This window comes from Methanofollis liminatans DSM 4140, assembly GCF_000275865.1.
In the GTDB taxonomy this organism is placed as follows: domain Archaea; phylum Halobacteriota; class Methanomicrobia; order Methanomicrobiales; family Methanofollaceae; genus Methanofollis; species Methanofollis liminatans.
The window spans coordinates 2,053,118-2,066,086 of the sequence record NZ_CM001555.1 but is presented as its reverse complement, the minus strand read 5'-3'; the positions used below and the strand labels follow the sequence as shown (position 1 = coordinate 2,066,086).

Sequence of the window (12,969 nt, the reverse complement as noted above, 5' to 3'; positions counted from 1 at the left end):
TTTATGCCGCCGAATGGCTGCCGGCGGCACCGGTGGAGGACTCAAAGACCTTCGCCGGTTCCGCGGCAAGTTTTTTCAGTTTGTTCAGGAAGACCTCACGGTTCTGCGGGACGAGCGCCACTTCGAGCACCTCCTCGATATGCTCCACCGGGATGATCTCCACCATCGTGCGGTACCGGTCCTCGATCAACACGTCCCCGAAGTTCGCCTTCGGGATGATCACGGTCTTGATCCCGGCCTTGGCGGCCGCCTCGATCTTGTAGGTGACGCCGCCGATGGGCAGGACGTCGCCGCGGACAGAGAGGGAGCCGGTCATCGCCACGTCCTGCTTCACCGGGATGCCCTCGATCGCCGAGATGACGGCGGTCGCCACCGATATGGATGCCGAGTCACCCTCGACGCCGCTGTAGGTGCCGATGAACTGGACGTGCACGTCCATGTTCCTGATGTCCCGGCCGGTGAACTTCTTCAGGATCGCCGAGACGTTCTGGATCGATTCCTTTGCGATCTCCTTTAACAGGCCGGTGGCGATCACCGTCCCGTTCGCCCCCTGCGACGGGGTGACCTCGGCGACGATCGGCAGGATCGAACCCGAGTCGCTGCCCATCACGGCAAGGCCGTTCACCCGCCCGATCTGCGTGCCGGTAACGACGGAGAGGTCGTAGTCCCGGATCCGCGTGATGTACTCGTCTGAGATCTGCTGCTCGATCGAGCGGGCAGACTGCTTCGCCTTGAGCACATGCTCGGCGGTCGTCATGTCGGCGCCTTCCTGGCGGGCGATATCGCCGGCGACCCGGATCAGCCCGCCCATGTCACGGAGTTTCAGGGTCAGGTGCCCCTTCCGGTTGGACCGGCGCTGCCCTTCCCTGATCACCTCTTCGATCGCGCTCCGGTCGAAGTGCGGGATCTTCCCGTCGTTCTTCACCTCCTGCGCAATAAACCTGACAAACTTCACGCGGTTCTCAGGGGTGTCGAGCATCGTGTCCTGCATATACACCTCGTAGCCGTAGCCCCTGATACGGGAGCGCAACGCCGGGTGCATCCCCTGCACGGCGTCCAGGTTGCCGGCCGCAACCATGATGAAGCGGCAGGGGACCGGTTCTGTCCTGACCATCGCCCCGCTCGACCGCTCTGACTGGCCGGTGATCGGGAACTCCCCTTCCTGCAGGGCCGTGAGCAGGTTCTGCTGGGAGTGCGGGGTTAAGGTGTTGATCTCGTCGATGAAGAGCACGCCGCCGTTCGAGCGGTGGATGGCGCCGGCCTCGACCCGGTCGTGGGCCGGGGTCTCGAGCCCGCCTGACTGGAAGGGGTCGTGGCGCACGTCGCCGAGAAGGGCCCCGGCGTGCGACCCGGTGCCGTCGATGAAGGGGGCGACGGCGTTGGGCTCGCTGGAGACGAGGAGTTTGGGGATCATCGCCTCTTCACGCGGCCTCGAGTACTGGAGGGCCATGAAGATGAAGGCGGCGGCGATGATGCCCATCAGCCACTGGCCCGATATGAGGGCGTAGCCGATGATGCCGAATATGAGGAGCATTATCAGGGTGTTGCGCATCTGTTTGCGTTTCCCTGCCTCGGCTTTGTGGGCGGCAACGATCTGCTTGCCCCTCCCCGAAGCCACCGTCCTGATGATCGGGTTGTTCGAGTCATCGAGGTTCGGGTAGACAAGGATGTCCTTGAGTTCCTCTTTGGGGAGGAGTTCGGCCATCGCTTTCGCCAGCATCGACTTGCCTGTACCGGGGTTGCCGATCATCATCACATGTCGGCGCTGGGTGGCGGCCTTCTTTATCACCTCCACGGCGTTCTCCTGACCGATCACCTGATCGATCAGTCTGGGGGGCACGGTGATCTCGGAGGAACTCGAGACATCATAGCCCTGGAGGACGTCTTCCTCGGATCTCATCTCAAGGATTTCAGAAACACTCTCTTCCATTATTGGTGCAACCTCGTTAAGCAATGATACTTTATATACTATTTTCATGATAGTTTAAGTAGTTTCAGCTGGAGGAAAGACCAGAAATGAAGGTCGTATGCACAGAAAAATCACAGATTCTCGCCGTTCGGATCGCCGACCACCTCGGGGTGCAGGCGGTCGAGACCCGCTTCTCTCAGTTTCCTGACGGTGAACTCTACCTGCAGGTGGCCGGCCCGCTGGATGACGAGACCGTGATCGTCGGGAGCGTCACCGATAATGACGCCTTTATCCAGCTGATGCTCCTTATCGATGCCTGCGAGGCGACGACGAATACGCTTGTTATCCCGTACATGGGATATGCACGGCAGGATAAGAAGTTCAGGGACGGGGAACCGGTGAGCGCCCGTGTTGCGGCACGGGCCCTCTCCCGCGGGGTAAGCGATGTGATCACGGTCAACATCCATGAGAAGGAGATCGCCCGGTACTTCGATGCGGCGGCACATGATCTCTCTCTTGCTGCCGATGTCGGGGAGTACATCAAAGGGCGGGGTTTTGCCGATCCCCTGATCCTTGCCCCTGACAGCGGTGCGGCGGATTTCGCGATGGAGATCGCTTCTGAGGGCGGATGGCAGGCCGATTACCTGAAAAAGACCCGGCTATCCGGGGAAGAGGTGCGGATGGAGCCGAAGACCTTCGACGTGAAGGGGAGAGAGGTTGTCATCGTCGACGACATCATCTCGACCGGAGGGACGCTCGCCACGGCGACGAAGATGCTCTACGATCAGGGGGCGTATGCCGTGCACGCCGCCTGCGTCCACGGGGTCTTCACTGGCGGGGCTTATGTCCGTCTGCGGGCGGCCGGGGTGAAGAGCCTCGTCTGCTCGGACACGATCGAGCGGGCGTGCTCGGCGTTCACGGCGGCAAACCGCATCGCCGAAGCGCTGAAGAAATGTTAGAGATCGACGGATCCTTCGGGGAAGGGGGAGGGCAGGTAGTGCGGACCGCCGTCGCCCTCTCGGCGCTGACGGAAACGCCGGTGCGGATCAGAAAGATCCGGGCGGGACGGCCGAAACCCGGCCTCGCGGCCCAGCACTGCACGGCGGTGCGGGCGGTCGCCCTCGCCTGCGGTGCGGCGCTTGAAGGGTGCTCGGCCGGCAGCGACACCCTTGTATTCGAGCCCGGGGAGATCAGGCGCACGACGATCGCCCTCGATATCGGCACGGCCGGCAGCATCCCCCTGGTGCTGCAGGCATGGCTCCCGGTGGCGCTGGTGCACGGCGGGTCGATCACGCTCACCGGCGGGACCGAGGTCGAGAAGAGCCCGACGATCGACTATTTTATGCAGGTATTTCTCCCCCTGCTCAGGGCCCACGGGGCTGAGGTCCGGGTGGAGGTGCGGGCCCGCGGCTATTATCCGGCCGGCGGTGGCGTGGTGCATGTGACGGCCGGGCCATCTGCACTCGCTCCGATCGATCCGGCCCGCCTCCCGAATGAGCAGGGGATCGTCTCCTGCACCCAGAACCTGCCTGACCATGTGGCGGACCGGCAGGCGTCCGCGGCGTCCGCCGTGCTCCCGGATTTTCCGGTGACGATCGACCGCCGGACCGGGAGGAGCACGGGAACGTCGGTGACTGCATGGGCCGGGGCGAAGGGGGCGTCGGCCCTCGGGCGGCTGGGGCTGCCTGCCGAACGTGTCGGGCGGGCTGCGGCCGAAGGGCTTCTTGCCGCCTGTGCGGCGCCGGGCGCGGTCGACGAGCACCTTGCCGACCAGCTCCTCGTCTACCTCGCCCTGAGCGGCGGGAGGTACACGGCCCCGACCGCCTCAAGCCATGCCCTGACCGCCTGCTCCCTGCTCTCAACATTCGGCTACGAGATCGCCGTCTCAGGCACCTCCCCGGCGGTGTTCTCGGCATGAAGGCGGTGCTGGACGCCACGGCGTTCTTTGTGGAGCGGCCGGTGGAGGGGGCTCTCTTCACGACCCCTGAAGTCGTTGCCGAGCTCGTCGATCTCAGGGCGAAGTGCCGGTACGAGGCGCTGCTTGCAACCGGACTCACCGTTTCGGGAGCGTCGGCCGGGGCCCTGGAACGGGCCAGACGTGCGGCGGAGAAGAGCCGCGACATCGGGGTGCTTTCACCGACCGATCTCTCGGTGCTCGCCCTCGCCCTCGATATCGGGGGCGTCATCTACACCGACGATTTCGCCCTTCAGAACGCGGCGATCGTTCTCGGCGTCGGGACCGAGCCTCTCCAGCAGCGCCGGGCGGTGCGGGTGCGGTGGAAGTACCGCTGCTCAGGCTGCGGGCGCTACGCGGATCATGAGGGCGAGTGCATGGTCTGCGGTGCGGCGATCAGGCGGACGCGGCGGTGAGAAGGGCCCGGGAATCAGGGAACAAGGCGCAATCCGCCTCCCCGCAAACCCTTATATATCTCCCAACAGACCACTCTGTATGACTTCCCTCGACGAACTGATCAATAAGGCGCAGATCCTCCTCTCGGACGGCCATAGCCCCGAACAGATCGGTGATGAACTCTCCCTCTCGATGGAGACGGTGACCTGGCTGTTGACCCAGCAGCGGGGGGAGGAGGCGCCCAAGGACGTGCACATCGACTGGACGGCGACGAGCGCCGACGCCCGGATGCTCGACCTGACGACCGAGATGATGATACGCCGCTACGAGATCGCCGTCGAGGAAGGGCAGATTCCCCTCAGATCAGGTGAGGCGGACTTTGATACGGTCGTCGGCATATCGCTCTCCGGTGTCCCGGTGGCGACCCTCATCGCCCGGGGGACCGGGACGCGCCTTGCCATCTATCACCCGGCAAAGCACAGCCCGGCTCAGAAAAAGGTCGGTTCGGTTTCGGGGAGTTTCGCATCGGTCGCAGGGCGGTCCTGCATCATCGTCGACGACGTGATTACCACCGGCAAGACGCTCCACGAAGTCGTCGAGTATCTGCGCTCGCATGGGGCTAAACCGATCGCCATCTGGGTGCTCTTCGACAAGCGGGGAGTAAAAGCGGTCGAGGGTGTCCCGGTCTTCCCGCTCTATACCGTATCCAGGATCGACTGATCTTCTCTTTTTTTCCGTCTCATCGCCGTCACGGTGACTGTCGGTCAGCGGGCAGATAGGCGCCGCCGCCGATGACGGGGAAGAGGGTCATCCGAGCACCGTCACCGGCGTCACCCGCGGGGGGACTGCCCTCTGTATGCTCTCTTGAAGGCCGCCCGGCGGGGTGAGGGCGATGGTGAAGGTCTCGCCCGCTCCCACGGGGTGAGGGAAGAGCACCCTGATCACAAATGACTCGCCCGGTTCGAGGCGATCGTCTCCGTCTGCGATCAGGAAGGGGGGGCTGTTCAGCCGGTCGGCGATCATCCAGCACGGCGGGGCGTCGCCCGCTGTGCCCTGCGGGAGAACGGTGGCGCCGCTTCTGTCCGAGAACGTAACCGTCGCCCGATCCATATCCACGCCGCCCATGTCCCCGAGAAAGAGGCGGATCGTGAAGGACGCCGAGTCGAGGGCGCCGGGATCGGCGGCGGCCTGATACCCCACCACATCGTCTACCTCGATCAGGCTGCCGGTCTCTCCGAGTGCCGTATAGACCAGTCCAGAAGGTTTGCCGCCGCCTGTCATGTGACCGGCGACGGTGAAGAGGAGGCCGGCCATGACGATCAGGATGGTCCACTCAAGGGCGGTGAAACCGGCGATATGCCTCATCGATCTTCCGTGAGCCGCCGGCACACAAAGCCCTTCCGAATTGACCGCCTGAATCTCGGGGCGCCAGCGGTACGGCGGATCGTCACCGAATACCATATATAGAAGTTCAAATCCATATTATTGAGATATCGGAGGATTATACCATGCTTGCTGGACAGCCAATCGTAGTATTAAGAGATAATGTAGAGCGCACCCGGGGCCACGAGGCCCAGCAGTCCAATATTCTTGCGGCAAAAGCAATCGCCTCGGCCGTCAGGACGACCCTCGGCCCCCGCGGCATGGACAAGATGCTCGTTTCCTCAAGTGGGGACGTCACGATCACCAACGACGGCGCGACGATCCTTCGCGAGCTCTCGGTCCAGCACCCCGGCGCGAAGATGATGGTCGAGGTCGCCGAGACCCAGGACGACGAGGTCGGCGACGGAACCACCACCGCCTGCATCCTCGGCGGAGCGATGATGGAGCGGGCCGGCGTGATGCTTGCCAAGGAGATCCACCCGACGGTCATCGCCCACGGCTACCGCATGGGCATGGAGAAGGCTCTTGAGATCCTCAAAGACCTCACCATCACCGTCACCCCTGAGGACCGCGAGATCCTCCTCCAGATCGCCTCCACCTCGATGACCGGCAAGTCGATCGAGTCGGTGAAGGAGAAGGTCGCCGGGATCATCGTCGATGCGGTGAAGAGCATCGCCGAGGAGAAGGACGGCAAACTCGTCATCGACGAGGACGACGTGATGGTCACCAAGGAGGTCGGCGAGACGATGAACGACGCCGAACTCGTAAAGGGCGTCGTCATCAACAAGAAGCGGGTCTCAGACGGCATGCCGCGGAAGGTTGTCGGAGCGAAGGTCGCCCTCCTTGCCCAGCCCCTGGAGATCACCAAGACCCAGGTGAAGTCGAAGATCAAGATCTCGGGGTCGGAGCAGCTCGCCGCCTTCGGCGAACAGGAGCGCGAGAGCCTGAAGAAACTCGCGGACGCCGTCAGGGACGCCGGCGCCAATGTCGTGTTCTGCCAGAAGGGCATCGCCGACGCCGTCCAGTATTACCTTGCGAAGTACGGCATCTTCGCCGTTGAGGACGTCAAGGAGAATGACATGAAGTTCATGGCAAAGGCGGTCGGCGGTGTGATCGTGAACAAGGTCCATGAACTCTCCCCTGAAGTGCTCGGCACGGCTGGATATGTCGAGCAGGTCGAGGACGCCGAGCTCGTGAAGATTGCCGAGTGCACGAACCCGAAGGCGGTCACCATCCTGCTGCGCGGCTCGACCCAGCACCTGATCGACGAACTGGAGCGCGCCGTCGAGGACGCCCGGCGGGTCGTTCAGGACGCCCTCGAAGACCGGACCTTTGTCGTCGGCGGCGGCTCGGTCGAGACCGAGATGATGCTTAAGATCCGCGAGTATGCGGCGACCGTCGGCGGCCGGATCCAGATCGCCCTTGAGGCCTTCGCCGATGTCTTCGAGGAGGTTCCAAAGACCCTTGCAGAGAACTCGGGCTTCGACCCGATCGACAAGGTGGTCGCCCTCAAGCAGGCCCATGCACAGGGCCAGAAGTACGCCGGGCTCAACGTCTACACCGGCGAGATCATCGACATGAAGGAGGAGCGCGTCTTCGAGCCCGCCCGCGTGAAGAAGCAGGCGATCATGTCGGCCGCCGAGATGGCGAGCATGCTCATCCGCGTCGACGATATGTTTGTGACGGTCAAGAAGGGTCCGGGTGCAGGCCCGATGGCCTGAACAGCCACATTTACCCGCGCGAACAGGTCGAGATTATCTCGGCCTCATCTATTTTTATCTCATCGTCCTGCGGAACCGGTACGCCGTTTGCAAAGACGATGACGGTGTCGGGGTTCACTCCGAGGGAGAGGAGGGCCGTCTCCCAGGTGTCGCCGGCGGCGCCGGTGTAGGTGAGCGTCACCCCCTCGCGGGGGAAGTGGAGCGTGCATTCCATCGTAAAGGTTATCTGGACTGCCGACAGATATTTTTACCCACGCAGTGCCGGGGTAGTCTAGTCCGGGAAGGCGGTAGCCTCGAAAGCTACTGGTGTCTGACACCTCGGGAGTTCAAATCTCCCCCCCGGCGTTAAGAATTCAAGTTCAATTCTTCAACCGAATCTTTTAATACCTCCTTTCTGACCACTCTTCATGGGTTCAACTACCGCACCAACCCAGGAAGACCGTGCTTTCCACCTGGTCAAGCAGGTCTATGCGCACCGCTCCATCGACCGCGCCCTCGCTGAGGGCCGTCTCACCGACGACGACGCCACCCTCCTCGAGGCCTTCATCACCGAACAACAGGCCTCCCGGGGGCTCACCACCGTCCGGATCAACAAACTCATCTACCTCCTCGTCAACTGGCGGCGCTTCCTCGGACCGTACCGCACCAACACCATCCTCGACCTCTACGCCGGCATCAACCGCCTGAAAGGGGGCACCAACCAGCGGGGCAAACCGTTCAAGCAGAACACCCTGCACGACCACATCATCCTCCTCAAGCGCTTCTACCTCTGGCTCATCGAGAACGAGATCTCCACCGTCCCCATCAAGAAGGTCAAGGCGATCAAGGCGCCTGACATGGACCGGAACACCAAACTCCCCGAGCACATGCTCACCCCGGAAGAGATCCGGGCCCTCATCAAAGCCGCCGCAAACTCCCGTGACCGTGCGCTCGTCGCCGTGCTCTACGAGTCCGGGTGCCGGATCGGCGAGATCGGGCGGCTCACCTGGGAGCGGGTCACCTTCGACGCACACGGCGCCGTCCTCACCGTCGAGGACACCAAATGCCACAAAACCCGGCACGTCAGGCTGGTCATGTCCCTCCCCTACCTCGCCGCATGGCGAAACGACTTCCCCTTCGAGCCAAAAGGGCGGGCCCTCGTCTTCATCACCAACCGCAAGACGCCGTTCCAGTACGCCACCACCCTCAAGATCCTCACCAACCTTGCCGCGCGGGCCGGCCTCACCAAACACGTCACGCCTCACCTCTTCCGCCACTCGCGCATCACCCACCTCATCACCCAGGGCGTCAACGAGTCGGTCATCAAACTGATGATGTGGGGCAACCTGAGCACCGATATGTTCGGGACCTACGCCCATCTCACCGGCCGGGACATCGACCGCGAGATCCTCGGCCACTACGGCGTCACCGTCGCCGCCGAGGCGGCCGACACAAGCCTGGAGCCGCGGGAGTGTCCCGGGTGCCACACCATCAACGCCCCGACCGCCCGCTACTGCACCACCTGCCACCGCGCCCTCACCGGCGAGAGCATCGCCACCATCGAGGAGATGGAGGCCGATCTCACCGCCCACCCGCAGATCCTCAGGGCGATGGTCGAGGAGATGATCAACGAGAAGAAACGGAAAGGTGAAATCTGAAAAAACACATTCGAAACCTCTACTTTTTGTTTATAACCCCGAAATCTTCATCTCTTTTTCGAGGGCGGCCGGGCCGACATTCACCCCCCACCACCTGCCCCTGGCGGCAGCATTTGTTTCAGCGATCACCCGGTTGCGGCCCCCTCACTGCGGAGGCAGACCTCCATGAAAAACGGACCACGAAAAGTCAGACCGGAAGACATCGACGCCTTTGAGGAACGGTCGCCGTTCTACCGGGGCATCGGGAAACGAATGGTTGAACACGGCATCTGGGAAATCGTCGCGGAGGAGAAGAGATGCAGGGCATAGATGGCAGCCAGGACGAACATGGTTACCGCACCAACCGCCCGGCCGCCATCACAGACTCGGAGAGCATGGCAGATAAGCATAGCGACATTCTGGTGCCGGTATCGGTGCCGCTTTCCCTGGTGCCGCAGATGATCGAGGCGGCAATCTGCCTCTTCGGCAGGCAGATCGAGGAGATCCACGTCCGACAGGTGGCCGGGAACGGCTACACCGTCGCGGTGGTCACCCGGGAGGGGGAGGAATGAACGAGGAGATCGGCACCCTGCGCCTCGGCACCGGGGACAACCTCCACCTGATCGTCGGGGGTGAGCATTACCGGATCGCCGAGGACGACCTGCGGACCCTGCTCTTCCGCGGCCACCCGGCCCCGGTGACGATGACCGTCGCCGAGGAGGGACCGGACGGTGTGATCGTCACCGAGACGGCGATCGTCGGGCACGCAGCGATGGGCGTCACGGGCCGGGCGGTGAAGATCTTCACCAGGATCGGCCACTTCATCGTGCCGCTCGTCTCGTTCCGCCGGGTGGTCACGGGAGAGGCGGTCTCGGCGCCGCTCTTCCCCCTCATCGAGGAGGGCTACCCATGATCGGGGAGGCCCTCGCCGCCCTGTTTTGCGAGGGGGGAGTGGTGGAGGTCCGGGCCCTCGCCGACCGCTTCACGCACTCGGGCTACTTCGACGACCTGGCGAAGTGCGCCGAGGCGGCGGCGGCCCTGGACGCCGACCCGGAGGTCCGGGGGATCTACGTCACCCTCAATGAGGTGAAGGGCGCCCTCCTCGCCCGGCGGGCGAACCGGGTGAAGATGCGGCTGACCAGGAACGATCCCACCACGAGCGACACCGACATCCTCCGCCGGCGCTGGTTGCCCATCGACCTGGACCCGGTGCGGCCGAGCGGGGTCTCGTCCACCGATGCGGAGCATGACGCCGCCCTGCGGAAAGCCGACGAGATCGCCCTCTGGCTCTCCGATCGGGGGTTCCCCGCCCCGATCCGGGCTGACTCGGGCAACGGGGCGCACCTCCTCTACCGGATCGACCTCCCGCCCGACGACGGCGGGCTGGTCAAAGGGGTGCTCACCACCCTCGACGCCTTGTTCTCTGATGAGCACGTCACCGTGGACACCGCCAACTCGAACCCCGCCCGGATCTGGAAACTCTACGGCACCACCTCGCGCAAGGGCGACCACACGCCCGAACGCCCGCACCGGCGGGCGAGGATCCTCTCGGCGCCCGAGACGGCGGAGACCGTCTCCCCCGACCTCCTCAGGGAGATCGCCGCCCTCCTCCCGGTCGAGGCCCCGGCCCCGGCGAAGGCCTCCTCCCCCTTCGACCTGGGGCGCTGGCTCCGTGAGCACGCCCTGGCCGTGCGGAGCACCCGGCCCTGGCAGGGCGGCACCCTCTATGTCCTGGAGGACTGCCCCTTCTCGGGCGCCCACCACGACGGCGCCTTTGCGATCCAGTTCTCCTCGGGAGCGGTCTATGCCGGGTGCCACCACGCCAGCTGCGGCGGCGGGGTGCAGCGCTGGCCCGAACTCCGGGCGATGCACGAACCAAAGAGGCAGAAGCGGCAGGAGGTTTCGCCACCTCCGCCTCCCCCTCCTCCCGCAGCACCGGCGCCGGCGCCGGCATACCGGGAGCGGGCGATGGAGATCCTGCAGCACGGCGATCCCCTCCGGTTCCTCCTGGACACCTTCAACCGGGAGCATGTCGGCGACCGCACCGTCGCCGAGTGCCTGATCCTGTCCATCGCCTCGCAGGCGGTCGAGAACACGAACGGGCTGCACGTCGCCATCTCGGGCAACTCAGGCAAGGGCAAGACCCACGCATGCAACGTCATGCTCAACCTCCTCCCCGAGATCTTCAGGCTCAAGGGCACCGTCTCCAACAAGGCGCTCTACTACCACGACAGCCTCCGGCCCGGCACCGTCCTCCTCTTCGACGATGTCTCGTTATCCGACGACCTCCAGGAGGTCCTGAAGTCAGCAACCACCAACTTCAAGGAACCTATTGAGCACCGCACCGTCACCGCCGACCGGCAGCTCCGCGTCTGCGCCATCCCTGAACGGTGCGTCTGGTGGCTCGCCCGCGTCGAGGACCCGGGCGACGACCAGGTGATGAACCGCATGCTCACCGTCTGGATCGATGACTCGAAAGAGCAGGACCGGGCGGTGCTCGAACACATGAAGAGGGCCGAGGCGACCGTGCCTGACCCCGGGGAGAGCGAAGCGGTGCAGACCGCCCGGGCGATCTGGGAGGCCGTCAAGGAAGAGGTCCTGCCGGTCCGCATCCCGTTTGCCCGGCGCATCCACTTCTCGGCGGCGCAGAACCGCCGGAACCCCGGCATGCTCTTCGACCTGATCAAGTGCCGTGCCCGCCTCTTCTTCCTGCAGCGGGGGTGTGACGAGGAGGGACGGGTGATCGCATCCCCCGACGATTTCGCCGCAGCGGTCCGGCTCTACGGCGCCCTGAACGGGACGGCCGGGGGGCAAGAGTCGAAGATGACCCGGAACGAGGCGGCGGCCCTGGAGACGATCGCGGCGATGGGCGTCAGCGTGTTCACCGTCGGGCAGCTGCAGGAGGCGCTCGGGATCTCGTATCAGCAGGCCTACCGGGTGCTGCAGGGGTATGTGAGCCGCGGGACGACCTATACGGGGCTGCTGGAGAAGTGCCCGGCGGTGAGCGTGATCAACACGACGGTGACCGAGGAGGGTTGCGAGTGTTCGGTGAAGCGGCACGAGCTGCACTTTCTCTTTGACCGGGTGCGTTACCGGGAGTGGGCGGCGAGCCCCGGCGTATGGCTGGACGATGACCCGGATGATGACAGCAGTTTTCAGCAGGTTTTCAGCACCTGCCGAAAGAAGGGAACGGGTCAGGACGGGGGCGGATCCGAACGTACTGAGGAGTATAATGATCAAGGTACGTACATAGGTACTTCTTTTCAGCAGGAAGAGGGATCACAGGGTGCGACCGGCGATGGCGAAGAGGCGGGGGTGGGGGGCTGTGGTTCCCGGCCTGCTGAAAGTGGTTTTTCAAACCGGCAGAACGGGGACGAAAACCCGGATACCGGTGAGAATGGCGCCGGTTCTGTTTTCAGCGCCTGCCGAAAAACGCCGAATGTCGGGATGGTGCTGAAAGAGCGGGCAGGTGTGCTGACCCTGCCGGGCGTGCTGGAGCACACGGAGTTTTCCCGGGTGAGCACGGACCTCGGGCGCTGCACGGGATGCGGGGAGGGGCGGGCGGTGTTCCGGTCGGCGGACGGGCGGACGCGCCTCTGCGAGGGGTGTTATGCGCGGCTGGTGCGGGCGTGGAATGAGGGGAGGGGGATCGCGTGATCCCTCTCGATCCCCTCCAGGCGCCGGCGGTGGTGCTCGGGATGGTGGGGGCGGTGCTGGTGGCCGGGAGGAGTTCCGGCGTGCGGGCGTGTGGGTTTTTTGCGTGGGTGGTGGGGAATCTGTTCTGGGTGGCGTACGGGGCGGTGACGGAGAACCCGTACGTGATGGTGATGTTCGGGTTTTACTGGGTGATGGCGGTGGTGGGGGTGGTGAACGGTGCGCACGGCGGGAGGTGAACATTCAGGGCACGCTCTTTTTCCGAAAGGGTTATCTTTTTGTATACATCATACGAGGTGTATAGACGCAAAGCCGATGGGAAAGCGGAGCGTTTTT

Annotated in this window: 14 protein-coding genes and 1 tRNA gene; 12 read left to right on the top strand and 3 right to left on the bottom strand. The window is 64.1% G+C overall.

The annotated features are described in order from the left end of the window. Nucleotide 1: 1 nt before the first annotated feature. Nucleotides 2-1,900 (bottom strand): ATP-dependent protease LonB, encoded by a 1,899-nt coding sequence (gene lonB / locus METLI_RS10180; RefSeq protein WP_394295873.1) that lies wholly within the window; start codon nt 1,898-1,900, stop codon nt 2-4. A gap of 116 nt (nt 1,901-2,016) precedes the next feature. Here lonB and METLI_RS10175 point away from each other — a divergent pair, with 116 nt between their 5' ends. The 4 genes from METLI_RS10175 to METLI_RS10160 all read left to right on the top strand — a co-directional run bounded on the left by METLI_RS10175 (nt 2,017) and on the right by METLI_RS10160 (nt 4,979). Then, complete coding sequence (locus METLI_RS10175; RefSeq protein ID WP_004040115.1) at nt 2,017-2,868, top strand: ribose-phosphate diphosphokinase; 852 nt, start codon at nt 2,017-2,019, stop codon at nt 2,866-2,868. Continuing rightward, the gene (gene rtcA / locus METLI_RS10170; protein ID WP_004040114.1) at nt 2,862-3,827 is read left to right on the top strand and encodes an RNA 3'-terminal phosphate cyclase; all 966 of its coding nucleotides are present in this window, start codon (nt 2,862-2,864) and stop codon (nt 3,825-3,827) included. Before METLI_RS10175 ends, rtcA begins: the two co-directional genes overlap by 7 nt. Then, nucleotides 3,824-4,279, top strand: a complete 456-nt coding sequence (locus tag METLI_RS10165) for an NOB1 family endonuclease (protein WP_004040113.1) — start codon at nt 3,824-3,826, stop codon at nt 4,277-4,279. The genes rtcA and METLI_RS10165 overlap by 4 nt, the downstream gene beginning before the upstream one ends. Before the next feature lie 79 nt (nt 4,280-4,358). Further along, complete coding sequence (locus tag METLI_RS10160) at nt 4,359-4,979, top strand: orotate phosphoribosyltransferase-like protein (RefSeq protein ID WP_004040112.1); 621 nt, start codon at nt 4,359-4,361, stop codon at nt 4,977-4,979. An 87-nt stretch (nt 4,980-5,066) separates the two neighbouring features. Here METLI_RS10160 and METLI_RS10155 read toward each other — a convergent pair whose 3' ends face one another. After that, nucleotides 5,067-5,624 (bottom strand): hypothetical protein, encoded by a 558-nt coding sequence (locus METLI_RS10155; RefSeq protein WP_048103810.1) that lies wholly within the window; start codon nt 5,622-5,624, stop codon nt 5,067-5,069. A 143-nt stretch (nt 5,625-5,767) separates the two neighbouring features. Here METLI_RS10155 and thsA point away from each other — a divergent pair, with 143 nt between their 5' ends. Continuing rightward, nucleotides 5,768-7,363, top strand: a complete 1,596-nt coding sequence (gene thsA, locus METLI_RS10150; RefSeq protein ID WP_004040110.1) for a thermosome subunit alpha — start codon at nt 5,768-5,770, stop codon at nt 7,361-7,363. Nucleotides 7,364-7,373: 10 nt separating this feature from the next. Here the strand turns inward: thsA and METLI_RS10145 are convergent, their stop codons facing one another. Continuing rightward, a complete protein-coding gene (locus METLI_RS10145; protein WP_004040109.1) occupies nt 7,374-7,577 on the bottom strand; it encodes a hypothetical protein in 204 nt (67 codons plus the stop codon). 46 nt (nt 7,578-7,623) lie between these two features. Between METLI_RS10145 and METLI_RS10140 the strand changes: the two genes are divergently transcribed. The 7 genes from METLI_RS10140 (at nt 7,624) to METLI_RS10115 (ending at nt 12,872) form a co-directional block, all read left to right on the top strand. Continuing rightward, nucleotides 7,624-7,708: transfer RNA gene (locus tag METLI_RS10140), tRNA-Ser, on the top strand. A 62-nt stretch (nt 7,709-7,770) separates the two neighbouring features. Next, entirely contained in the window at nt 7,771-9,000 is a 1,230-nt protein-coding gene (locus METLI_RS10135) for a site-specific integrase (protein WP_004040108.1), read from the top strand. 165 nt (nt 9,001-9,165) lie between these two features. Further along, the gene (locus METLI_RS13225) at nt 9,166-9,309 is read left to right on the top strand and encodes a hypothetical protein (RefSeq protein ID WP_004038958.1); all 144 of its coding nucleotides are present in this window, start codon (nt 9,166-9,168) and stop codon (nt 9,307-9,309) included. Beyond that, on the top strand, nt 9,297-9,551 hold the full coding sequence (locus METLI_RS10130) for a hypothetical protein (protein ID WP_004040100.1): 255 nt from the start codon (nt 9,297-9,299) through the stop codon (nt 9,549-9,551). Before METLI_RS13225 ends, METLI_RS10130 begins: the two co-directional genes overlap by 13 nt. Continuing rightward, nucleotides 9,548-9,892, top strand: coding sequence for a hypothetical protein (locus METLI_RS10125; RefSeq protein WP_004040098.1), 345 nt, complete (start codon nt 9,548-9,550; stop codon nt 9,890-9,892). Before METLI_RS10130 ends, METLI_RS10125 begins: the two co-directional genes overlap by 4 nt. Beyond that, complete coding sequence (locus METLI_RS10120) at nt 9,889-12,636, top strand: hypothetical protein (RefSeq protein ID WP_004040096.1); 2,748 nt, start codon at nt 9,889-9,891, stop codon at nt 12,634-12,636. The genes METLI_RS10125 and METLI_RS10120 overlap by 4 nt, the downstream gene beginning before the upstream one ends. Next, nucleotides 12,633-12,872: a hypothetical protein gene (locus METLI_RS10115; protein WP_004040094.1), complete on the top strand. Its 240-nt coding sequence runs from the start codon at nt 12,633-12,635 to the stop codon at nt 12,870-12,872. Before METLI_RS10120 ends, METLI_RS10115 begins: the two co-directional genes overlap by 4 nt. Nucleotides 12,873-12,969: the final 97 nt, after the last annotated feature.